The sequence below is a fragment of the Paenibacillus sp. LjRoot153 genome (assembly GCF_964253085.1).
In the GTDB taxonomy this organism is placed as follows: domain Bacteria; phylum Bacillota; class Bacilli; order Paenibacillales; family NBRC-103111; genus Paenibacillus_E.
The window spans coordinates 4,912,052-4,935,073 of the sequence record NZ_CAXUQH020000001.1 but is presented as its reverse complement, the minus strand read 5'-3'; the positions used below and the strand labels follow the sequence as shown (position 1 = coordinate 4,935,073).

Here is a 23,022-nt window from a genome sequence, read left to right as displayed (position 1 = left end):
CAAAGGTTGGGAGATTTCCTTTTTTTTATTCGTTTCGAATTGAAGGAATTCATTACCTGTTTGTTGTATTTGTAGAGGTAGAGACGATTTGTTACACGCATCTTAGAACAAAGACATGTAGAAATAAGGGGGGATAATGTGGGAGCAAATGTTGGAATACCCAGCTCCGAGGATTTGTTTCTGCTTCATGAAGGATCCCTATTCCACAGTTATCGTATCTTAGGGGCACATGTTAGCAAAGAAAAAGGACATGAAGGTGTTCGTTTCGCCGTTTGGGCACCGCATGCGAGAACCGTGTTTGTACTTGGAGATTTCAATGATTGGCAATCCGGCGAGCACAAGATGGAAAAGATTAGTTCATTAGGTCTCTGGATGATCTTTATTCCTGAAGCACGTGAAGGCGACTATTACAAGTTCGAAATTCATAGTCAGACAGGGCAGATTTTGTTAAAAGCTGATCCCTATGCCTTCTATTCTGAGTTAAGGCCAGGTACGGCATCGAGGGTTGTTGATTTGGAGGGGTATGATTGGCAGGATCAAGCCTGGCAGCAGCAGAAGAAAGAAATCCCCGCTTATAACAAACCGCTTTCCATTTATGAAGTGCACTTAGGTACTTGGCGTAAGAAAGATCGCACGAGCGAAGAGCTGTACACGTACGAACAATTAACGAGTGAATTGGTGGATTATGCGGTTCAAATGGGTTATACGCATATTGAAGTCATGCCGCTGGCAGAGCATCCCTTCGATCGTTCTTGGGGTTACCAAGCAACTGGGTACTTTTCGGTTACTAGTCGTCACGGTGCTCCGAAGGATTTCATGCGATTCGTTGATCGGTGTCATCAACAAGGTATTGGTGTCATTATGGACTGGGTACCCGGACATTTCTGCAAGGACAGTCATGGCCTCCGCCAGTTTGATGGAAAGCCTCTGTATGAATATGAAGACCCTCGCAAAGCGGAGAAACTCGAGTGGGGGACACTTACCTTCGATTTCGGTAGACCGGAGGTACAGAGCTTCTTAATCTCAAATGCCTTATTTTGGATGGACATGTATCATATGGATGGGATCAGAGTGGACGCAGTTGCTTCCATGCTGCATCTTAATTTCGGCAGATGGGATGAGACTCCGATCCGTAATCAGCACGGAGGAGATGAGAATCTGGAGGCCGTTGCGTTCATTCGCAAGCTGAATCAAGTTGTATTCTCCTATTATCCAGACGCGCTGATGATGGCGGAAGACTCGACGGACTGGCCGCTTGTTACGGCGCCTGTGCACGAAGGTGGACTAGGGTTTAACTACAAGTGGAACATGGGCTGGATGAACGATATGCTGAAGTATATGAAGCTGGATCCCATCCACCGCAGGTATAATCACAAGCTGATTACCTTCTCATTCATGTATGCATGGAGCGAAAATTATGTACTCCCCTTGTCACATGACGAGGTCGTGCATGGTAAGCGTTCACTCCTGCATAAGATGCCAGGAGACTATTGGCAGAAATTTGCTAATCTGCGGGTATTATATGGTTATATGTCGGGGCATCCAGGGAAAAAGCTGCTCTTCATGGGTAGTGAATTCGGTCAATTCGACGAATGGAAGGATCTCGAAGAGCTGGATTGGTTTCTATTAGACGGCTACGAGAAGCATGAGCAGATGCATCATTACGTGAAGTCGCTCAATCGCTTTTATTTGAACGAACCGGCCCTGTGGCAGCTGGATCATGATCCAGAAGGCTTTGCATGGATTAATCCCTATGACGAGAGCCAAAGTGTTGTCACTTATATGCGAAAAGGGAAATCGCCGGAGGATGAACTTATTCTTGTGTGTAATTTCACACCTGTTGTTCATCCGGATTATCGGATCGGCGTTCCGAAATTAGGTCAGTATGAGGTTGTATTTAATAGCGACGCTACAGAATTTGGCGGTTCCGGACAAGGGAATACGCTGCCGATCACAAGTAAAGCAAGTTCCATGCATGGTAGGCCCTACAGTTTATCGCTATGTATTCCGCCGCTTGCGGCTGTCTATATCAAGTGTGTGAGTGAATTCCAATCAGAGATTGATGAAGGTGAAGGGGGAAATCAAATATGCGCAGTAAAGAATGTGTTGCTATGCTCCTCGCTGGAGGAGAAGGGCGAAGATTAGGCGTACTGACGAACAATTTAGCTAAGCCAGCTGTACACTTTGGCGGCAAATATCGCATCATTGATTTTACTCTCAGCAATTGTACGAATTCCGGGATTGATACCGTTGGTGTTCTCACACAGTATCAACCTCTCGTGCTTAATACGTACATTGGTATTGGAAGCTCTTGGGATCTTGACCGCAAGTATGGCGGTGTAACCGTACTGCCACCGTTCATGGAGCAAAAAGGCGGCGATTGGTACAAAGGAACTGCAAACGCGATTTATCGCAATATCGGCTTTATCGAGCAATATGATCCAGAATACGTCTTGGTCATCTCGGGTGACCATATTTATAAAATGGATTACGATCTCATGCTTTCTTATCACAAAGAGAAAAAAGCGGACGCAACAATCGCAGTTATCGAAGTGAAATGGGAAGAAACAAGCCGATTCGGTATCATGAGCGTAAATGAGAAGCAAGAGATTACGGAATTCGCTGAAAAGCCGAAGGAAGCAAACTCCAACTTGGCTTCAATGGGGATTTACATTTTTAACTGGAAAGCATTGAAATCATATTTGCTTGAAGATGAGGCGAATCCGGAGTCCAGTAAGGACTTTGGGAAAGATATCATTCCGATGATGCTGAAGGATGAAGCGAGAATGTTCGCTTATCCGTTCGAAGGCTATTGGAAGGACGTCGGAACAATTGATAGCCTATGGGAAGCCAATATGGATCTTTTAGATGACAATAATGAACTTAACTTAAATGATAAAGACTGGCGTGTGTATTCTCAGAATCCTTACCAACCTGCGCAATACGTAGCGCCTACGGCAAATATTAAACGTTCTCTGGTGAATGAGGGCTGTGCGATTTTTGGAGATGTCGATCATTCCGTTCTCTTTTTCGGTGTTCAAGTTGGCGAAGGCAGTCAAATTAAGGATTCAGTTATTATGCCGAATGCCAAGATTGGTAATAACGTAACGATTATCAAAGCCATTATTGGTGAGAATACGGTCGTTGAAGATGGTGCGATTGTCGACGGCAATGGGGAAATTGTGCTTATTGGCGGTAACGAACGGGTAACAGGCTACGCTAATCAGAAGGGATGATGTCAGATGAAACACGTGATGGGAGTCATTAATTTAGTCAATGAACCGGATGATTTGGAGGAACTGACTTATTTCCGCTGCCCGGCATCTGTGCCTTTCGGTGGTCGTTATCGGTTAATCGATTTTGCACTTTCCAATATGGTGAATTCAGGAATTGATAATGTGGCTGTTTTCACACAGCACAAATATCGTTCGCTCATGGATCATCTAGGGTCTGGAAAAGAATGGGATTTGGATCGTAAGCGTGGGGGACTTTTCGTCCTACCTTCCGTACTAGATGAACCGACAGGAATCTCACGTGGTGATTTGTATCAATTCTATAGCCATCGTGACTATTTCTACCGCGGTAAAGAAGAGTTCGTGATTATTTCCCGCAGTCACATGGTGTGCAATCTGGATCTACGGGATGCGGTACGTTATCACGAAGATATGCAAGCGGATATCACAGTGATTTATAAGCAAACGGATGAAGAGGTTCATGGGAAATTCCGCCGCATGGCGGTGAAAGACACAGGTCAAGTAACCTTGATGGAAGATCATACCGGCCGCTTGCGGACGAACAACATCTCTATGGAAATGTATATCATGAGCAAGGCGTTGCTCTTGGATATGGTGGAATCCTGCTTAGCGCAAGGTTATGATCATTTGGTTCGTGATGGTATTATGAAAAATATTGATAAGCTGAGTGTGTATGGCTATAAGTTTGAAGGGCATTTGGGCATTGTGAATTCCATTCAAGGCTACTACAAGCATAGCATGCAGCTGTTGAACCCAGCGATATGGCGTGAACTCTTCTTCCAGAAGAACCTTATCTTTACGAAGGTTAAGGATGAGCCGCCTGCGAAATATTTCGATTCCGCTGCAACCAAAAATGCGCTTATCGCCAACGGGTGCCAGATTGAAGGGAAAGTAGAGAACAGCATTCTGTTCCGTGGTGTGAAGATCCGTAAAGGCGCTTACGTGAAAAACAGTATCATCCTGCAAAATTGCGAGATTGAGGAAAACGTGATTATCGAGAATGCCATTCTGGATAAGGACGTCTTCATTAGCCGCGGCCGCGTATTAACCGGTGACAATAAAGCACCATTCATTGCAGCGAAAACCAAAGTGATCTAATCGCAGGTTAGCTCCGTGTACCACCAAAGTTGGAGGAGTGGCAAGATGAAAATACTGTTCGCGGCTTCGGAGGCCGTGCCTTTTATAAAGACAGGCGGATTAGCGGATGTGATCGGCTCCTTACCTAAGGAGCTGACGCGTCAGGGACTTGATGTACGTGTTATTTTGCCGAAATACGGTGATATCCCGGTTAAGTTTAAAGATCTGATGTCACATGTGACAACCTTTGATGTGCAGTTGGGCTGGCGCAAGCAATATATCGGAATTGATATGTTGGTGCATGAAGGGGTTACCTTTTATTTCGTCGATAATGAGTTTTATTACAAGCGTTCTGGTATTTATGGCTTTGGGGATGAGGCGGAGCGATTTGGCTTCTTCTGTCGAGGTGTCATTGAGGCCCTGCCTTATCTGGATTTCCAACCGGATGTGATTCATTGTCACGATTGGCAAGCAGGTATGATTCCTGTTTTGCTAAAGGCTCATTATCAGCATTTGCCTTTCTTTAGTGAGATCAAGACGATGACGACCGTCCATAACTTGAAATATCAAGGCGTATATGATCAACAAGTGTTCAAGGATTTGTTCGGCTTGTCGGATGACCATTTCTCAGGAACAGCGCTAGAGCTTCACGGTGGCGCAAGCTTCCTGAAAGGTGGATTGTTGTATTCGGATCAGATCACAACGGTTAGTCAGACGTATGCAGAGGAGATTCAAACTCCGTATTACGGTGAATTCCTGGACAGCCTGTTGCGTCACCGCAAAGATCAATTAACGGGCATCGTGAACGGGATTGACTACGACGTCTTCGACCCCATGACGGACAAGAATCTGGTTGTGAATTACCGCGATTCTTTACCGAAGAAAACGCAGAATAAACTGGCGCTTCAGGAGCGTCTAGGACTTCCTGTGAATGGTGATATCCCGATGATTGTACTGGTAACTCGTCTTGTACAACAGAAGGGTCTAGATCTGATTCAGCACGTGCTTCGTGAAATCCTAGCCTTGGACATACAGCTTGTCGTTCTTGGAACTGGCGAGCCTGTCTATGAGCAAATGTTTCGGAACGCTGCAATTACACATCCGACTAAGGTGTCGGCGCACATTTATTTTGATGAAGCGCTAGCCCACCAGTTCTACGCTGCGTCTGATCTCTTCTTAATGCCATCACAATTCGAGCCATGTGGCATCGGGCAGTTGATTGCGCTGCGCTATCGATCCGTACCGATCGTTCGTGAAACAGGCGGTCTGAAGGATACGGTGCAGCCGTACAATGAGTTTACAGGGGAAGGCACAGGGTTCTCCTTCACGCATTACAATGCCCATGATATGCTTCATATCATCAGGCGCGCGGTTTTCTTTTATAAGAATGATCGTGACAGTTGGATGAAGATTCAACACAATATGAAAAAAGGTGACTTTAGCTGGCGCAAATCTGCTCAGCAATATATCACGCTTTACACGGAAATGACCTCTTAATAAATGGAAGAAAGCCTCTTTATTCGAAAGAATGAGGGGGCTTTTTTCGTTATTTAGAAAATTAAGGTATAATAGGTGCAGATGAGTAGAGAGGGTTGGAGTGGTAACCAATGGGCGTGGATTGGATTTCTCATGTATTGACCGTGTTGTTCGTCGTAAATATATTATTGGCGCTCACCGTGGTGTTCTTAGAGCGACGTAATGTGGCTGCTACATGGTCTTGGTTAATGGTTCTGCTATTCATTCCTATTCTAGGCTTTCTATTGTACGTGATGTTGGGCCAAAACTTGAGCCGCCGAAAGCTGTATAAATGGAATAAGCGCATGCAGGAACGGATGCAGACAGTGATTGCTGAGCAGAGGCAGCAGCTCATGCAGGGGACTTTTCCCTATATCGATCCGATGGTTATGGAGTATCGTTATTTAATTTACTTGAATGTAGCTACGAATGATTCATTTTTGTCACAGGATAATGATGTGCACATTTTCACGGATGGGGTCGAGAAGTTTAATGATTTAATTAGCCGAATGGAGGCTGCCGAGCACCATATCCACATGCAATATTATATTGTGAAAAACGACACTTTGGGTCAGCGGATCATGGAAGTGCTCACACGCAAAGCGAAGCAAGGAGTAACTGTTCGTTTTTTATATGATGATATCGGCTCACGAACATTGAAGGATTCGTTTTTCAAGGATTTTCAGCAGGCAGGTGGAAAAAAAGCGGCATTCTTTCCATCACGTATTCCTTTTCTTAATTATCGTGTTAACTATCGCAATCATCGCAAACTCGTAATTATTGACGGGCAGATCGGCTACATTGGCGGATTCAATATTGGCAATGAGTACCTGGGCCTGAATCCGAAATTTGGTTACTGGCGGGATACACATCTTCGATTGACGGGCAGCGTCGTGCGAGCGTTGCAATCTAGGTTCGTACTGGATTGGAACCTTGCTTCGGCAGAAACATTGGAGGTAGACACGACTTATTTCCCAGCAATCTTGGAGAATGGCGTGCAAGGTAAAGTCCCGATGCAAATTGTCGCAAGTGGCCCTAATGAAACTTGGCCGCATTTTGTATATACCTTTCTTAAGCTGATTCATTTGGCCAAAAGCCGAATTTTGCTGCAAACGCCATATTTTATTCCCGAAGAAAGTATGCTGAATGCCTTACGAATTGCGGCTCTCTCGGGGATTGATGTAAGAATTATGATACCTGAGAAGGCTGATCATTTATTCGTTCATTGGGCTTCATTGTATTATGTGGGTGAACTGCTGCGCGCAGGCGTGAAATGCTATTTGTATGATTACGGCTTTCTTCATGCCAAAACGATTATCGTAGACGGTAAAGTGGCCTCAGTCGGTACTGCGAATTTCGATATTCGCAGCTTGCGGCTTAATTTTGAGACGAATGCGCTGATGTTTCATGAGGAGACAGCAGCGAAGCTGGAAGACACCTTCTGGAAGGACATGGAGGGATGTATGGAGTTGACGCTGGAGGAATATGAAAAGCGCTCGCTACGTATTCGGTTTCTGGAGTCGATTTCGAAATTAATTTCTCCGATTTTGTAGAATAGATCGTTATAAGGGAAGGCCCATGCTAATAAGCATGGGCCTTTTCTATGTGCGTGTAGCTTCGTTCACCGAAACTATTAATTCGTTACTTTAACGGCACCAAGTGTATAGCTACCATCATTTCGTCTACCGTCATTGGCAAAATCCACTTCTGGTTTGCCCGTCTGTGGGTTGAGAATAGAAGCAGTGAGGGTGTAGTTACCTGGCGGCAGGTTCGTCGGGATCAACAACGTGTCAGATACCTCGTTAGAGCCAGGAAGCCACTCACGAATATCCAAATTGGTACGATTGCGGGATACAACTTCACCTTGAGCATTCGTCAGTGAAAGCTCAAAAGGCCAAGTAAAGTAAAAGGGTGCTACGCCTCTATTGATTATGCTAAGTTTGACATGCAGTGACTTACCAGCACGGATCTCCCTTTCGTGGGACTCTTTGGCGATCACAAACCGATATCCAATCGTTTTCAGTAAACGGTCAATATTCGGTTGAAACCGACCGCCGAGAGGTTCTTGAGTAGGGGCATTGGGACCAAGCCAACTCACATGCGTTAGCTTGGATTGTAATAGGGTTTCCTCGATATGAGCGTCATTTACATAATTTCCATCAGACGAAAACTCTCCACCGCTTGGCGCCGATTTCCAGAAATCCGGCATGGCCGGTTGATCATTTTGAGTGAGCCAAGACTTATAGCCATGGGTATACCATGTGAGGAATTCGTCAATCGTTTCGTTGTGTGAACCGAAAGTGTCATTAAATAAACCAAGCCCATTGTTCAAAGCAATTTCATGAGGTCTTCTCATCAGCAATCGTTTTTGTTTGAAATATCGCAAATAATGTTCTACATATTGATCGGTAACAACTTCTTTAGGAAATTCGATCGGCGAGTTTCCGTCATTCTTGGTATGCCACTCGCCCCAATGTCCTACACTGCCCAGCGCAATAAAGGCGATTTGAGGATCATTATTGTAGCGGTTACCCAATGTTCGAATCAGACGTTCGTGATTTTCGATAAGAACAAGATCATTATAATCGGGACTAAATCCCTTCCCGTAGTCCGTATCGTACCAAACCCCTTTTTCGCTGGTTTCTTTGTATAACCAGTCAGGTATATCTTTATGTGGTATATCACTAGGAGTATCGAGAATCACTCGGAGTATAAGAGATACGCCATTTGCTTTCCACGAAGCAAAGTTGAATTTGTTCTCAATGGCATCAAAGTCATACTTCCCCTTTTCAGGTTCAAGTTCGGCCCATGTTAAATTGGCGTAAGCAAGCCGAAAGGGTTGCTTCGCTTCATTATATCTTGCATCAGTGACTAAGCCCATGTACGGGTTGTTCAGAACTTGATCCGTCTCAGCGGGATAATAAGAAATTCGATTTACAATTTCAGTTGCCATAAGTTTCTTGTAGCCTAATTCGCCCATTATCCCAAAAATAAGTATAAAAGCAATAAGTGCGTGAGGACGACGGAAATTCATGAGATATACCTCCTTCAAGATCTATCTTTGAAATATTATCAGACAGGTTCTGTTGTTACAAGATTGAGATTGGCAGCGTATGTGAATATCTATCGAAAATAGTTCTAAAGAACTAAGAAGATGTCGAATCCTTAAACATTTCACTATTAAATAGTGAAAAAATATGCTATAAGTACTATATTGATGCTTTCTCATTGAACTGAAATAAAGATAAATAGCAAGCATAAATATTCTATCCTGGAGGAACTCAGTATGAAGGTGTTAATTACAGGAGGATATGGATTTATTGGGTCTTTTGTTGCAGAACGCTTCTATAAAGAAGGTTATGAAGTTTATATCATAGATAATATGTCTGCTGGTAATAAGCAATATGTGGACTTTAAACATAAGGGCTATGTATTATCAGTGGAGGATCGTAAATGCGAGGAGATCTTTCGGAGCAACCGATTTGATACTGTCGTTCATCTCGCGGCTCAAGTGAGTGTGAAGACATCGGTTGAAGACCCGAGACTGGATTCGAAGTCCAATGTCCTCGGTTTGTCTAACATGCTTTCATTATCTCAGAAGTATAATGTTCATAAGTTTATTTTCGCTTCTTCTGCTGCTGTTTATGGAAACAATGAAGAAATCCCTCTACCTGAAACTGCTGTCTGTGATCCCATTTCTCCTTATGGTATTAATAAATGGATCGGTGAAACGTATTGCAGTAAATGGAAGGAATTATACGGTTTGGAAACGCTTTGCTTTCGTTTTTCTAACGTATATGGGCCACGCCAAGGCAGTGTCGGCGAGGGCGGTGTTATTTCCATATTTATGGAAAGAGCGATAAGCGGAACGGAACTCGTTGTTTATGGAGATGGCGGGCAACAAAGGGACTTCATCTACGTAGAAGATGTGGCAGACGCTATTTATCGTTCGTCTTATTCCAGCTTGAGCGGCGTCTATAATTTATCCACGAATACAGAAAATTCAATTAACGAACTGATTAGTGCTTTGCAAGGCTTGCATGGAACGGTGGCGCTCAAGCACTTAGACCAGCGTCAAGGGGATATATATTGTTCCAAGCTGGACAATAGACGTATAGCTAACGATTTAGACTGGGTGCCCAAGTATTCTTTTCAGCAGGGACTTGCGAAGACGTACGATTGGTTCATTCAGACGCATAAGTTGAAAGAACAGTTACAGGTCAAGACAAAGCAACAAAGTTCTCCTTCAAGACTGGGCAAAGTCATCCGTATGCTATTACCTTATGCAGAGAATGCGCTGGCCTTTGGATTTACAGCATGGATCAGCCTGCTGCTCAGAGACAACTTATCTGATTTTATCGATATCAAAATTATTTATATAATTTTGCTTGGTATCCTTTATGGAAACAGGCAATCCATGCTTGCTGTTGGAATGTCAACTGCTCTTTATATTTTTGATCAACTCAGTATGGGTCGGGAATTGCTTTCTTTATTTTACGAACCTGACTTCTTCTTTCATATTGCCATCTATTTGTTTATAGGATTAGTCGTCGGATATGCCGTAGAACGGAAAAACACGATGTTTGAATCGAAGAAGCAAGAGCTCTTAACGATGTCAGAGAAACATGAGTTCTTAACGGAGGTATATAAGGAGACTCGTCAGGTTAAAGAGGAGCTTCAGCAGCAAATAATGAACAACGGAGACAGCTTTGGAAAAATTTATTCTGTTATCAAAGAGCTGGAAAGTCTGGAGCCGGAAAAAATCTTTACTTCAACAGTTAGTGTCGTGGAATCCGTCATGAAATCGCAGACGGTTACGATCTATACGGTTAATAAATACGGCAGCTATCTTCGTCTCTTAGCTAGGTCGAGCGGCACTCAATTTGATGCGAGCAAATCAATGAAAGTGGAGGAGTTTCCTTATATCCAGAAGCTCCTTCATGAGAAGAAGCTTTTTGTTAACAAAGATTTAAATGGGGGCATCCCCCTTCTTGCCGCTCCTGTCTACAATCATGGCAAAGTCGTTGCTGTCATTTCTGTTTATACAATGAAGTTCGATCATTTTACGTTGTATCATCAAAATCTTTTCAAGATTATGGTGGATCTAATATCTTCTTCCCTATCAAGGGCACTTTCGTATGTGGAAGCTACGGCCATTCAGAGATATATGGATGGAACTCCAGTATTAAAACCGGAGGTTTTTGCCGATATTTTAGCTAGTAAACAAATGGCTAATGCGAAGCATGGCGTCGAGTACGTGCTGCTTACGCCAATCGAATCATTTGAGGTTTCGGATATAACGCCACAGAAGATTTCAAAATTCTTGCGGGAAACGGATTATTTGGGCATGAGCATGGACGGAAAACTTCTCGTGCTTCTCTCCAATTCCAGTCATCAGGAAGCAGCTTTCGTCTTAAACCGTTTTGAGCAAAATGACATATTTATGCGAATGGTAGATGAGGAGTTTAGCTATGCTTGAGTGGGTACTACTTGTTTACATCGCACTGTGCATAGCATGCATCGGCTTCCGACATCGACATGACAAGAACGAAGCTTGGGTTCGTATTGTACTTGCTGTCGGATTTCCTGTAGTCGGATTTCTCCTGCCTGCCTTTCGCTCCAAGCGTTGGCATAAACGTAATGATGCACGTCATGAACGAGCTAGGCAGGAGTTGTTCGTCGATATACTTGTCGAAAAATCCAATCAACCTGATGTTGTAAGCAAATTGGAAACGGAAAAGGAAATGAATGTAGTCCCACTAGAGGAAGCACTGCTTGTCAACGATATATCCACGAGACGCAGGGTGATGATTGATTTGCTGAAACAGGATTCTTTGGACTATTTGGAAGTTCTTCAGATGGCTGTCAGCAACGAAGACACGGAAACTTCGCATTATGCAGTTAGCGCGATTATGGAAATGAAGCGCAAAATAACGCTTAACCTGCAAGAACTGGCTGTTAAGTTCGAGGAAAATAAGGGGGACGCTCATGTTCTGCTTTCTTACTCCGAGATATTAAAGTCCTATTTGCGTAGTGGTTTTCTTGATGAGCGTACAAGAATTAAGTATTGTTACACTTACACGAACGTGTTGAAATTATTAATTGAACAATCACCGGACTTAGCGGAAGCCTATGTTGACAAGATTAATACTGATCTTGGTTTGGAAGAGTATGCGGAAGCGGAACAAACGGCGTTGCTGTATTTAAAACAATTTCCGTTGCATGAGGATGCCTATCTCAGTTTAATGAAAGTATACTTTACGATGCGTGCAATCGAGCAATTGAAGTCGACGCTGATACAATTAAGAAAATCTCCCATACGATTATCGAATCAGGCTTTAACTATCGTGAGGTTTTGGTCAGAGGAGCAGGCGGATGAATAAAATCGGACTCAAACGTAACGTCTATATCATTCTTATTGGAATTTTGTTCCTGGCTATCGCAGTGCAAGTTACAAATTCTAAATACATTCTTCAGTTCAACCGCAACAGTACAGCGAACGGTAACTTGAAAGGGTTAAAAATGGCCATCGCGCAAGTGCAGCCCTCTGGTAAACCTTATTGCGTTGTATTCGATAGCACGGAAGATTTCAGTGAGAAACTTAAGAACCAAACAGAGCGCGTGTTGGGCTATATGAAAAAGCCGGTAAAGATGTTCGATGTCCGAGGCGGAGCATTCCAGGTAAGTGAATGCCAGGTTGTCGTATCGACAGTAGAGGACTTGGGGCTGATCGGCAATCTCGAACAACTGATCCAATATATAGAAAAAGGGGGATATGTATTTCAAGAGACGACTACAACGAAGGGAGATGCATTTTATCGGCTTTATCGCAAGATGGGCATTGTGAATGCAGGTAATCTCCGTAATGCACAGGGCATTCATCTGACGTCTAATGTATTGATAGGTGAGGAGAATCTACGGATTAACGGTCAATTCATGATGAATTCAATCATGGAGGTTGAACTTGACGAGAAGAGCAGGGTTTTGGCAAAAACCGCGGATGGCGCGCCTCTTCTATGGGATTATCAATTCGGGCAAGGCAAGTTCATGGTATTTAACGGAACGATGCTGCAGGAGAAGTTGAATCGGGGATTGATTGCCGGAGCCCTCAGTATGCTGGAGCCTGTGTTTGTTTATCCGATCTTTAATTCAAAGATTGTCTATCTCGATGACTTTCCAGCGCCGATTCCTACAGAAATATATCCCATCATTTATAATGAATATCACAAAACGACGTCCTCTTTCTTTAAAGATATTTGGTGGCCGGATATGTTGTCGTTAGCGAAAAAGAGTGATGTCAAATATACAGCTGTTCTGATTGAATCCTATCAGGATAGAGTCAAGCCGCCTTTTGAATTCACGGTAGATAAAGATTTAAAGGGGCTCATCTCGTATGGACGTGAGGTACTAAAGAGTGGCGGAGAGATCGGACTGCATGGGTATAATCATCAAGCCTTAACGACAAGTCAAGAAGTCGCAGATGAGTTCGAATATAAGCCATGGGGCAATATCGATGATATGGCGAAAGCTACCGCGGAAGCTGTAGATTTCGCCAAAAATGCTTTTCCCAGTTATAACATGGTATCCTATGTCCCTCCGTCTAATGTGCTTAGTCCGGAGGGAAGAGAGGCTCTCAAAAAGTACTGGCCGACGCTTGCGGTTATCTCTTCTTTATACCCTGAGGACGATAAAAACATGGCTTATGTACAGGAGTACTCCATAGCGCATGACGGAATATTGGAAATGCCCCGTGTGACTTCCGATTATACGGAAGATAATTACCAAAGGTGGATAACGGCTAGCGCCATAACGGCACACGGGATATTTTCTCATTTTATCCACCCTGATGACTTGATTTCAGAGGATCGCAGCGGTGGCTTGACTTGGGAACAGATGTACAAAAATATTTCCGATAGGTTTGAACGCATCCATCAAGCCTACCCATGGCTAAGGGCGATGACGTCAGCAGAAGCTGCCTTTGATATGGAGCAAGAACTTGCGAGTCAGGTAACTTTAAGTATGGAAGGGAATGTGATGTACGGTAAGATTACATCGTTCCACGACCGAGCCTTCTTTATCGCAAGGATGGAAAATAAAATAGGTAAGCTTCATGGCTGCAAGGTAGAAAAAATCGATACCAATACGTATTTAATCACAGTTACTAAAAATGAATTTGATATTGAATTGGGTGGATGAAGAATATGCGCATCTGTATCATCGCCGAAGGCTCCTACCCTTACGTGACAGGAGGGGTTTCAAGTTGGATTCATTCCTTGATTACGAATATACCGGAGCACGAATTTGTCATATTTACCATCGGAGCCTTCGAAAAGCAGCGAGGGCAATTTAAATATAAGCTGCCCTCTAATGTAGTCGAGGTGAAAGAAATATTTCTTGATGCGTATATGCGTGAATCAGGTGAATGGGGTCATCGGTTTCGTTTGACAGCCAGCCAGCAGGAGTCGTTTCAATCCTTACTTGGTGGGAAAGGTCATGTGGAATGGGGAGAAATCTTCCATTTACTTCGAACGAAACAGTTTCGTGTTGCCGCTGATTTCCTTATGAGTAAGGACTATTTTGATTTGTTGGTGGAACTATGTAAGGAGCGGTATCCTCAAATTCCATTCACGGAAATGTTTTGGACGGTACGTTCCATGGTGCTTCCTTTGTTTTTATCCATTCGTCATGAAATTCCAAAAGCCGACCTATATCACAGTGTCTCCACGGGTTATGCAGGTGTGATTGGTGCGCTGGCTAAGCATCTTTACAATAAACCCTTCTTGGTAACTGAGCACGGAATCTACTCTCGTGAGCGTGAAGAGGAAATTATTAAAGCTGGCTGGGTGAAGGGTTATTTTAAAGACTTGTGGATTGAATACTTTTACCGACTCTCCGAGTGCGCTTACGGCAGCGCAGATGAGGTTATTACTTTATTTAATCGAAACCGTGAAATTGAAATTGAACTGGGCTGCAGCCCAGAGAAAATTAAAATAATTCCAAATGGCGTCAATCTTGCAGACTATGAAGAAGTGGTACAAGAGAAATATCCAGAAGATTCCATTGTGCGCATAGGCGCTATTGTACGTGTGGTACCGATCAAAGATATCAAGACGATGATTCAAAGTTTTGCGCTTGTGAAGCGGGAAGTGCCGCACGCAGAGTTATTTATAATGGGACCTTCCGAAGAAGATGAGGAATACCTATTAGAGTGTCAGCAACTCGTAGATACCTTGCAAGTGGAAGGCGTCATTTTTACAGGGGAAGTACGAATAAAAGAATATTTAGGTCGAATTGATATATTAGTGCTGTCTAGTGTAAGTGAAGGAATGCCGTTGGCAATTCTGGAAGGAATGGCTAGCGCTAAGCCATTTGTCGCCACTGATGTGGGAAGTTGTCGAGAGCTGCTTCACGGCAGGGAAGACGATATTGGCCCTTGCGGTATTATCGTTCCCGTGATGCATTATGACCAGATGGCCACAGCGCTCATCAAGCTCTGCAAAAATAAGAAACTGCGGGAAGAGATGGGGAGAAACGGATTGGAGCGGGCTGGAAAGTATTACACGAGGAAGCAATTTATTGAAGGGTATCAAAGTTTGTATAACTCATATCAGGAGGTGAGTACGTGGCGGGGATAGGATTCGAGCTGAGGAGACTATTCGGCGGGCAGGGACTACTAAATAGCTTTAGAGCTTATGCCTATTCATCCATGACAACGGTGGGGCCGATGATCCTGTGTATGAGTACGATTGTATTTATGCAGAGATTCATGATAGCCGCAGATTCACCTTACTTGGAACGACAGCTTTTTCTAGCTACAGTTGTATACTGTTTTATTTTCTCTGTACTCATTACAGGTGGGTTATCTATGATCGTGACCAGGTACATTTCGGATATGATTTATCTCAAAAAGTATGAGCATCTCCTTTCATCCTACTATGGAGCGATTGCAGTAGCCTTGCCGGTAGCTTCGCTCGTTGCTTGGTTATTTTTACGAAAAGTGACGGTAGGATTCGGTTATAAAGCAGCTGCCTATTTGTTCTTCACTGAGTTAATTGTCATTTGGTTGCAATCGGTACATTTATCAGCATTGAAGGATTACAAAAGAATTGTTCGCAATTTTTGTTATGGTGTTTTCATTGCCATAACGGGCTCGTGGCTGCTTTTGAAGTATACGCCTTATAAAAGTGCCACAGCTGTTCTTACCATGATGGATATCGGATTTATGATCATCGTGCTGTTGACCGCCTACCATTTTGAACAGAAGTTTCCACGGAAATCAAGTCGAGTTTATTTTGATTTTTTCGCTTATTTCCGTAAATATCCATCCTTATTCTTTATCGGCACTTTTTTTTATTCTGGCGTTTATGTACACAGCTTCGTCTATTGGTTCAGTCCTTATAATGAACATATCGGAGGGCGCTATGTGATTTCTCCCTTCTACGATCTACCAGTCTTCTATGCGTACTTAACTGTGGTACCTACGCTTGTCACGTTTGTTGTATCTGTGGAGACATCTTTTTATGATAAATTCCGCGGGTACTATGATAAAATTTTGAATGGAGGAACGCTGCAGGAGATATCTCGTGCCAAATGGGACATGCAGCGAACTTTGATGCAGGAGGTCAGTTTTATGATGGAAGTGCAGCTGCTGTTTACTGTCGTTTCACTTGCTTTAGGCATTAAGTTGCTGCCAATGCTCGGTTTTTCAATAACACAGCTCTACACGTTTAACATTCTCGTCTTAGGATACTTTGTGTTCATCATGTCCTTTATTATTATGCTCATTATGCTGTATTTCGACGATCGGAGAGGTGTTCTTGTTGTCAGCAGTTTGTTTGTGGTATTGAATGCAGGATTCACGTACTGGTCAATGAACGCAGAATATCATGGTCTAGGCATTTTCATGGCAGCCTTCGTCACACTGCTTTGTGCTTTAGCCCGTCTCATTATGTATGTAAGAAATATCGATTACTACACATTTTGTGCACAACCGATTACAGTTCAAAAGAAGTTGTCATTCTGGCGCCGCATTAGAGCCAAATCTACTGTTACTGCGCTGTTGGTTACAGCTGCGGTCTTCCTTGCAGCCTGTTCCGATGAACAGTCTAAAGAAACTACCGTTGGAGGGAAGTCAACACTCCCTGACGCGGTTCCGATCACTGCCAACGATAAGCTGGTAGAAGATAAGCGAATTTACCAACAAGATAATGATACATCGGTGGATGCGATGTATTTGACGATATTGCCGGATAAAGCTAACGCAGAGAATCCGCTTAGCTGGTACGCGATGAATCGGATCCAAAGCCGGATGGATGAGGGCGATCTGAAAGTCATCTTGCAGGAAGGCGCACCTGACGGCAGCGGACCGAAATCCGGTATGTTCGGATACGGGACATCGGGAAGCAATGGGAAAGTCAGCTTGCGCGGGAATACAACTCGTTATGCAGCCCAACGTTCCTATAAAATCCGCTTGGACGATCAAGCAGGTCTATGGCATGATCAGCGAACGCTCAACCTGAATAAGCACATTTTTGATTTCTCGAGGCTTCGTAACAAATTGAGTTTTGACTTTTTCGAAACGCTTCCTAATATTACAAGCCTTCGGACTCAATTCATTCATCTTTATGTGAAGGATTTATCCGAAGGGAATGGGGCGGGAAAAGATTTTGAGGACTACGGTTTATTTACACATATTGAACAGCCGAATGAAAAATTTTTGAAAAGTCATTGGTTGGACCCGAACGGACAATTGTACAAAGCGGTCAATTTCGAATTCTTTCGGTATCTGGAAGATATGAAATCCATGTCGGATCCTGCCTACAATAAAGCGGCATTTGAAACGCATTTGGAAATTGACGGATATGAGGATCATGACAAGCTATTGGCTATGCTCGAAGATGTGAACAATATGGCCATACCTATTGACGAAGTATTCGGCAAGCATTTCGATCTCGACAATTACCTGACATTTCTTGCAGCTAACATCTTGATGGATAACGTAGACACGGATGTGCACAATTTTTTCCTATACTCCCCTTTAAATTCTAACAAATGGTACTTCCTTCCATGGGATTATGATGGAGGATGGGAATGGGGGGTTCAAGGTGGTGTGGAAAACGTCAATCCATACCGTGAAGGAATCAGTACATATTGGGGGAATGTGCTTCACAACCGATTTTTCCGAAGCGAAAAAAACGCTCAACTGTTGAAAGATAAAATCGATGAGCTTTACACAAAGATTAACAATGAAACGGTTACCAAACATTTGCAAGCTTATCGTGGGGTCGTCGAACCATACATTTCAAAGGTGCCGGATATCAACTTCCTGCCGATTCAACTGAACAAACTGGATGATGAGTTCAAAAGAATCGCAGGAGTTCCACTCCGCTCCCTGGAGCGGTTTAACGAGGATCTGGAGAAGCCGAAGCCATTTTTTATGGGGGAATTAGGCCACGAGAATGGAAAGTATCGTTTTGTATGGGATACATCTTTTGATTTACAAGGAGATGACCTGACCTATGAATGGACACTCGCGACAGACCCTGCATGTACACAAATTGTAGAACAACAAAAAAATTTAAAGAGTACGAGCGTAGAATTAAACAGCTTGAGACCAGGTGAATATTACTGGAAAGTTACGGTTCAGGATGGGAAGGGACATCATCAAATCGCATTTGATGAATACGAAGTGGATGGCAAATCGTACTACGGAATCAGAGCCATAAAGGTGGAGTAAACGTGCAATTTCTCGGAAAAAAACTGCGCCATGAGCTGAAATACTATATTCACCCTTACGAATACGTTACACTGCGACAGCGTCTTGCTGCGATGCTTCAGTTGGATGGTAATTCCGATGACAAGGAAGGATACGGTATCCGCAGCTTATATTTCGACGGTCCGCAGAATCATTCACTTTATGATAAAGTGAATGGCATCTTCGGACGGCAAAAGTTCCGCATTCGCATTTATAATGGCGGTGACAGGACGATTAAGCTGGAGAGAAAAAGCAAATACGGCGATTATGTATGCAAAGAGGCTGCTCAACTGAGCAGAGTCGAATATGATCGGTTATTAAATGGGGACTTTTCTTTTTTATTAGAGCATAACCATCTGCTGTTAAAGGATTTCTACAGAGCGTTGCAATGCGGGTACCAACCGGCAGCTATTGTTGATTATATACGGGAAGCCTATGTGTATGAGTTAGGCGATGTTCGTATCACATTTGATAAAGTGTTGTCTGCAGGGATTAATTCACACGATTTGTTCGACCCTCATCTGGCCCTGACGGAAGCTCTCGATTCAACCAAGACGATTATGGAGATCAAGTATAATGACTTTCTTCCGGAAGCGATTCGACTCATCGTCATGCCAGATGCGCATAATCGCTCCAGTATTTCAAAGTATGTTATCTGCCGAGAGGTGGGCTATCGGCATTTTAGACCATAACCGTTCAAAGGGAAAGGGGAGACAAGATGGGAGATTCACTTAATTTTCAGGATGTCGTCAAAAAAAGCATTCTTCATTTTGAGGCATTTCGCAATATTTCATATATCGATATATTGATTGGGCTTGCAGTTTCATTCGGAATCGGTATGTTCATTTATTATATTTATCGTAAAACATTTCGTGGCGTCGTCTATAGCTATAACTACAACGTTACTTTTGTCCTGATGAGTATGATAACGACATTGATCATCATGACCATCAGCACAAACATCGTTTTATCGCTTGGCATGGTCGGAGCACTCAGCATTGTACGTTTCCGAACAGCGGTGAAAGATCCGCTGGATATCGTGTACATGTTCTGGGCGATTTCGGTGGGTATTGCGACTGGGGCGAAATTATACCCCGTCTCACTGCTCGGCTCACTCGCTATAGGGGCGGCTCTATTATTCTTGTCTAGGCGTAAAATAAGAGAACAGCCCTACCTATTAATTATTCGTCATACAGACGATGCCATAGGTGAGCTGCGTATAAGGTTAAGACAAATGAATTATCAGGTAAAATCGAAGACGGTCCGTAAAAATTTCACAGAGTTGACCTTGGAGATGCGTTTACGAGATGATAACACGGCTTTTGTAAATGAGTTTTCTCGAATCGAAGGCGTTCAGGATGTATCCCTAATCAACTATACGGGTGACTACGCCCAATAACGGTGGAGCATCGCTACTTGCTAATAATTTGAATGGTGCGAGTAGCATCCTCCCAAATGACGGTTGCTCCCAGTGCTTCTCCAACGAAGCGAAGCGGTACGAACGTTCTATCTTGAAAGAGGATAGGCATCGCATCAAGCTGTATGTTCTTACCATTCAATTGAGCTGTCTCGCTATGTAGCGTTAGCTTGACCGTCTGTTTACCTTTGGTTGCGGTCACTGTCTGTGTCTCCGCATTCCAGTCAACCTTCGATTGCAAGGCTTCAAATATGGATCGCATCGGAACGAAAGTGAAGCCATCTATAATCTGAGGCTGTTGTGTGAAAAAACGCTCTTTGCCATCGATGATGAGGCGAGGGGCGTTTGTTTTATTGTGGATGCCCAAAATACCAATATGCGGCGAAGCGCAGAATGCATCTCCAGCTGGTGAGACCGCGCAAGCAAACTGGGGGTCCTCCATTTGCAACATTAGTTTATAGCGCAAATTCCCGTCGTTGTCCAGTGAATACCAACCACCACTATTATCATGAAAATATATATGTTCAGCCGCATCAAATTGAAGTGTACTAGGACGAATTTGAATGGATGCTGGAAGGGCGTAGGTCCAGATCGATTTCTGATCTTTGAAGAGGCTCAAACTGTTTTCGGTTACTTTTAAATCTGGTGAAATCTGCGTAGTAAGGGGATCGGGTAGCTTGGTGTTTGGCTTAACTGGCACACGCTCGCCGTTAGGGAGGATCGATTTCCACTGATTGTTGGATTGATAATAGGCTGTGCCTTCATTTGTAACAAAAAGCTTTTGAGGATCTGCATCATGCAATCGCCATGGGATATCAAATTGATCTGCACCATGAAAGATGGCATTTATAGGCTCCGCATTTGGAGCTATTTGTGAATGGAATTGCAATAATTCTATTTCTTGATCCTGATTTTCCGCAGTGGAATCAGCCCCTAGCAGAATAAGGACAGATAGGAAAGTAAGTATGGGAATCCAGCGCATATGCTCATCCTTTCACTAGTGGTAGTAACGTGCTGATACGTAAAGAACACTGTTACTAATCATACCAAGATTTATAATAAAATTAAATCATATTATAGTTTCGCACAACAAGAAGCCGCTGGAGGGAACCAGCGGCTTCTTGCTGAAACAGATCGGAGAAATTAGAAACTTTCACCACTATCAAGGTTGAACTGCCAGAGAATGCCAAACTTGTCCTCGACTTGACCATATAATTTACTCCAGTCGGTCGCTTGAAGCTCCATGGCAATTTTTCCGCCTTCTTTAAGCTTATGGAAAGCATTTTGGATTTCTTCGGCGTTTGAGCTAACGTAAGAAAGACTGATGTTGTTACCTACAATGTATGGCATACCTGGGAACACATCGGAGAACATGAGCGGGCTTCCGTTAATATCCAGACGGGTGTGCATAACGCCATTTTTGGCTTCTTCAGGAAGCGGATAGTCAGGGTGTGCTGGCATATCGCCAAATGTAATGATTTTTGGAGTGGGCAGATTAAATACTTCTGCATAGAAGGTTACAACTTCACGAGTGTTTCCTTGGAAATTTAAATAAGCATTAATTGACATTACCATTCTCCTCTAATTGTGAAATTGGGACAATCTCCTATATTCTACCACTGGTTACATGGAAAATCCACCAGCCCTATAAGCTGAATAACAAGGATTGGAGTTGACTTCTGCCTTCGGCGGATAATGATTGGAGTACTTGTTCTGAGGCTTGGCTCATTGCGGCACGAGCTTTCGCAATCAGAGGAGGTGCTTCATCCGTTAACTGGAGAAAGGTTGCTCGACGGTCATCAGGATCCGTCGTGCGATGAATGAGGGACTCTTGTACAAGTGCGTCAACGAATTGGGTGACAGTGCGCGCTTTGATCCCTAATTTGGTCGCGAGATCTGACATTCGTATACGGCCTTCTTCTTCAATTGCAATGAGTACTCGTACGTGCGGCCCCGTTAAAAAAAGCAGGGATACCCAGTAAATTGGTGAGGCAGATGTTCTGCAAGTGGAGCAGATCGCTATTCCACAGCCACAAGCGGGAGAAGTGCTTGTTCGCATATATGCCGCTGGTGTTCTACCTGTGGATTGGAAAATACGCCGAGGATTGTTCCCGATGCCGGTTCAATTTCCACATATTCCGGGAACGGCGTTTGCTGGTGTGGTCGAGGCAGTTGGAGAAGGGGTTTCCACCTGGCAGATTGGAGATTCTGTATTTGGTCGCAGTACGAAAGGAACCTACGCGGCGTATACGACTGCGCCCCAGGACGCGATTGCAGGTAAGCCAGCTTCGATATCTTACGAAGAAGCTGCAGCATTGTCAGGCGGAGCCACAACTGCGTGGCGTGCCATTGTTTCGGAAGGCAAAGTGCAGCCGAACGAGCGTGTTCTGATTCACGGCGCCGCTGGAGGCGTTGGCATGTTCGCGGTACAGTTTGCGAAATGGGTCGGTGCAGAAGTCATTGGTACAGCAGGACCGTCGAATGTGTCCTATGTGGCATCATTAGGGGCAGACAAGGTGATTGATTATTCGTCTGAACGATTCGAAGAGATCGTACAGGATGTCGATTTCGTACTTGATACGGTGAGTGGTGACACACTCGCACGTACATGGTCTGTTATGAAGCAAGGAGGCAGATTGGCTTCGATCGCGGGCCAACCACCGCTGGAGAAAGCTAAGCAGCACGGCATCACCTTAATTCGTCCTGGCATCGCCACGAATGAAGATTTGACTGCCATTGCTGAGCTAATCGAAGCGGGCAAGCTTACCATCCACATCGAGCAAAGCTTTGCGATGGAAGATGTGCGTCAAGCACATGAGAAGAGCCAGACAGGGCACGGTCGCGGTCGGATTGTGCTGCGGATGACCGCTTAAGCAGCTGTTCATGCAAGGCGAAACAAGTACAGTTCGTTATCCGTACTGTGCTTGCAGATTGCACATATCCTACATCCAGCAATGTAATTGTTGCTGGATTTTATTTTGATTCTATTCGTATCCCCGAAATCA

Annotated in this window: 17 protein-coding genes; 13 read left to right on the top strand and 4 right to left on the bottom strand. The window is 43.9% G+C overall.

Translation table 11 applies throughout. The features are described 5' to 3' along the window. Window positions 1–138: 138 nt before the first annotated feature. The 5 genes from glgB (at window position 139) to cls (ending at window position 7,399) form a co-directional block, all read left to right on the top strand. Window positions 139–2,145 carry a 1,4-alpha-glucan branching protein GlgB gene (glgB, locus tag ACSQ8P_RS21360; protein WP_436237028.1) on the top strand — a complete coding sequence of 669 codons (2,007 nt, stop codon included), beginning with the start codon at window positions 139–141 and terminating at the stop codon, window positions 2,143–2,145. Further along, the gene (locus ACSQ8P_RS21355; RefSeq protein ID WP_436237027.1) at window positions 2,088–3,236 is read left to right on the top strand and encodes a glucose-1-phosphate adenylyltransferase; all 1,149 of its coding nucleotides are present in this window, start codon (window positions 2,088–2,090) and stop codon (window positions 3,234–3,236) included. Before glgB ends, ACSQ8P_RS21355 begins: the two co-directional genes overlap by 58 nt. Before the next feature lie 6 nt (window positions 3,237–3,242). Next, window positions 3,243–4,352, top strand: a complete 1,110-nt coding sequence (gene glgD / locus ACSQ8P_RS21350; protein ID WP_436237026.1) for a glucose-1-phosphate adenylyltransferase subunit GlgD — start codon at window positions 3,243–3,245, stop codon at window positions 4,350–4,352. Between the two features lie 45 nt (window positions 4,353–4,397). Next, window positions 4,398–5,828 carry a glycogen synthase GlgA gene (glgA, locus tag ACSQ8P_RS21345; RefSeq protein ID WP_436237025.1) on the top strand — a complete coding sequence of 477 codons (1,431 nt, stop codon included), beginning with the start codon at window positions 4,398–4,400 and terminating at the stop codon, window positions 5,826–5,828. Window positions 5,829–5,938: 110 nt separating this feature from the next. Continuing rightward, window positions 5,939–7,399: a cardiolipin synthase gene (cls, locus tag ACSQ8P_RS21340; protein ID WP_436237024.1), complete on the top strand. Its 1,461-nt coding sequence runs from the start codon at window positions 5,939–5,941 to the stop codon at window positions 7,397–7,399. Window positions 7,400–7,479: 80 nt separating this feature from the next. On the opposite strand, the gene ACSQ8P_RS21335 is transcribed toward cls, so the two are convergent. Continuing rightward, a complete protein-coding gene (locus ACSQ8P_RS21335; RefSeq protein ID WP_436237023.1) occupies window positions 7,480–8,880 on the bottom strand; it encodes a DUF4832 domain-containing protein in 1,401 nt (466 codons plus the stop codon). A 252-nt stretch (window positions 8,881–9,132) separates the two neighbouring features. Between ACSQ8P_RS21335 and ACSQ8P_RS21330 the strand changes: the two genes are divergently transcribed. From ACSQ8P_RS21330 to ACSQ8P_RS21300, 7 genes are read left to right on the top strand one after another with little or no spacing between them, the layout of a single operon-like run. Further along, a complete protein-coding gene (locus tag ACSQ8P_RS21330) occupies window positions 9,133–11,325 on the top strand; it encodes an NAD-dependent epimerase/dehydratase family protein (protein ID WP_436237022.1) in 2,193 nt (730 codons plus the stop codon). Continuing rightward, window positions 11,318–12,229, top strand: a complete 912-nt coding sequence (locus ACSQ8P_RS21325; RefSeq protein ID WP_436237021.1) for a hypothetical protein — start codon at window positions 11,318–11,320, stop codon at window positions 12,227–12,229. Before ACSQ8P_RS21330 ends, ACSQ8P_RS21325 begins: the two co-directional genes overlap by 8 nt. Beyond that, window positions 12,222–14,042: a DUF2194 domain-containing protein gene (locus ACSQ8P_RS21320; RefSeq protein ID WP_436237020.1), complete on the top strand. Its 1,821-nt coding sequence runs from the start codon at window positions 12,222–12,224 to the stop codon at window positions 14,040–14,042. The genes ACSQ8P_RS21325 and ACSQ8P_RS21320 overlap by 8 nt, the downstream gene beginning before the upstream one ends. Then, entirely contained in the window at window positions 14,039–15,481 is a 1,443-nt protein-coding gene (gene pelF / locus ACSQ8P_RS21315) for a GT4 family glycosyltransferase PelF (RefSeq protein WP_436237019.1), read from the top strand. The genes ACSQ8P_RS21320 and pelF overlap by 4 nt, the downstream gene beginning before the upstream one ends. Beyond that, on the top strand, window positions 15,469–18,582 hold the full coding sequence (gene pelG, locus ACSQ8P_RS21310) for an exopolysaccharide Pel transporter PelG (protein WP_436237018.1): 3,114 nt from the start codon (window positions 15,469–15,471) through the stop codon (window positions 18,580–18,582). The genes pelF and pelG overlap by 13 nt, the downstream gene beginning before the upstream one ends. 2 nt (window positions 18,583–18,584) lie before the next feature. Next, complete coding sequence (locus tag ACSQ8P_RS21305) at window positions 18,585–19,292, top strand: polyphosphate polymerase domain-containing protein (RefSeq protein ID WP_436237017.1); 708 nt, start codon at window positions 18,585–18,587, stop codon at window positions 19,290–19,292. 26 nt (window positions 19,293–19,318) lie between these two features. Continuing rightward, window positions 19,319–19,999, top strand: coding sequence for a DUF4956 domain-containing protein (locus ACSQ8P_RS21300; RefSeq protein ID WP_436237016.1), 681 nt, complete (start codon window positions 19,319–19,321; stop codon window positions 19,997–19,999). Window positions 20,000–20,012: 13 nt separating this feature from the next. Here ACSQ8P_RS21300 and ACSQ8P_RS21295 read toward each other — a convergent pair whose 3' ends face one another. The 3 genes from ACSQ8P_RS21295 to ACSQ8P_RS21285 all read right to left on the bottom strand — a co-directional run bounded on the left by ACSQ8P_RS21295 (window position 20,013) and on the right by ACSQ8P_RS21285 (window position 21,920). After that, window positions 20,013–20,999, bottom strand: a complete 987-nt coding sequence (locus ACSQ8P_RS21295; protein WP_436237015.1) for a copper amine oxidase N-terminal domain-containing protein — start codon at window positions 20,997–20,999, stop codon at window positions 20,013–20,015. 161 nt (window positions 21,000–21,160) lie between these two features. Then, window positions 21,161–21,586, bottom strand: coding sequence for a VOC family protein (locus ACSQ8P_RS21290; RefSeq protein WP_436237014.1), 426 nt, complete (start codon window positions 21,584–21,586; stop codon window positions 21,161–21,163). A 76-nt stretch (window positions 21,587–21,662) separates the two neighbouring features. Further along, window positions 21,663–21,920, bottom strand: a complete 258-nt coding sequence (locus ACSQ8P_RS21285) for a MarR family transcriptional regulator (protein WP_436237013.1) — start codon at window positions 21,918–21,920, stop codon at window positions 21,663–21,665. A 103-nt stretch (window positions 21,921–22,023) separates the two neighbouring features. Here ACSQ8P_RS21285 and ACSQ8P_RS21280 point away from each other — a divergent pair, with 103 nt between their 5' ends. After that, window positions 22,024–22,890 (top strand): NADP-dependent oxidoreductase, encoded by an 867-nt coding sequence (locus tag ACSQ8P_RS21280; RefSeq protein ID WP_436237012.1) that lies wholly within the window; start codon window positions 22,024–22,026, stop codon window positions 22,888–22,890. Window positions 22,891–23,022: the final 132 nt, after the last annotated feature.

Coding starts and splice junctions, on each gene's coding strand:
- ACSQ8P_RS21355 (WP_436237027.1), top strand. CDS start 2,088: ATGCGCAGTAAAGAATGTGTTGCTATGCTCCTCGCTGGAGGAGAAGGG.
- glgD (WP_436237026.1), top strand. CDS start 3,243: ATGAAACACGTGATGGGAGTCATTAATTTAGTCAATGAACCGGATGAT.
- glgA (WP_436237025.1), top strand. CDS start 4,398: ATGAAAATACTGTTCGCGGCTTCGGAGGCCGTGCCTTTTATAAAGACA.
- cls (WP_436237024.1), top strand. CDS start 5,939: ATGGGCGTGGATTGGATTTCTCATGTATTGACCGTGTTGTTCGTCGTA.
- ACSQ8P_RS21335 (WP_436237023.1), bottom strand. CDS start 8,880: ATGAATTTCCGTCGTCCTCACGCACTTATTGCTTTTATACTTATTTTT.
- ACSQ8P_RS21330 (WP_436237022.1), top strand. CDS start 9,133: ATGAAGGTGTTAATTACAGGAGGATATGGATTTATTGGGTCTTTTGTT.
- ACSQ8P_RS21325 (WP_436237021.1), top strand. CDS start 11,318: ATGCTTGAGTGGGTACTACTTGTTTACATCGCACTGTGCATAGCATGC.
- ACSQ8P_RS21320 (WP_436237020.1), top strand. CDS start 12,222: ATGAATAAAATCGGACTCAAACGTAACGTCTATATCATTCTTATTGGA.
- pelF (WP_436237019.1), top strand. CDS start 14,039: ATGAAGAATATGCGCATCTGTATCATCGCCGAAGGCTCCTACCCTTAC.
- ACSQ8P_RS21300 (WP_436237016.1), top strand. CDS start 19,319: ATGGGAGATTCACTTAATTTTCAGGATGTCGTCAAAAAAAGCATTCTT.
- ACSQ8P_RS21295 (WP_436237015.1), bottom strand. CDS start 20,999: ATGCGCTGGATTCCCATACTTACTTTCCTATCTGTCCTTATTCTGCTA.
- ACSQ8P_RS21290 (WP_436237014.1), bottom strand. CDS start 21,586: ATGTCAATTAATGCTTATTTAAATTTCCAAGGAAACACTCGTGAAGTT.
- ACSQ8P_RS21285 (WP_436237013.1), bottom strand. CDS start 21,920: ATGTCAGATCTCGCGACCAAATTAGGGATCAAAGCGCGCACTGTCACC.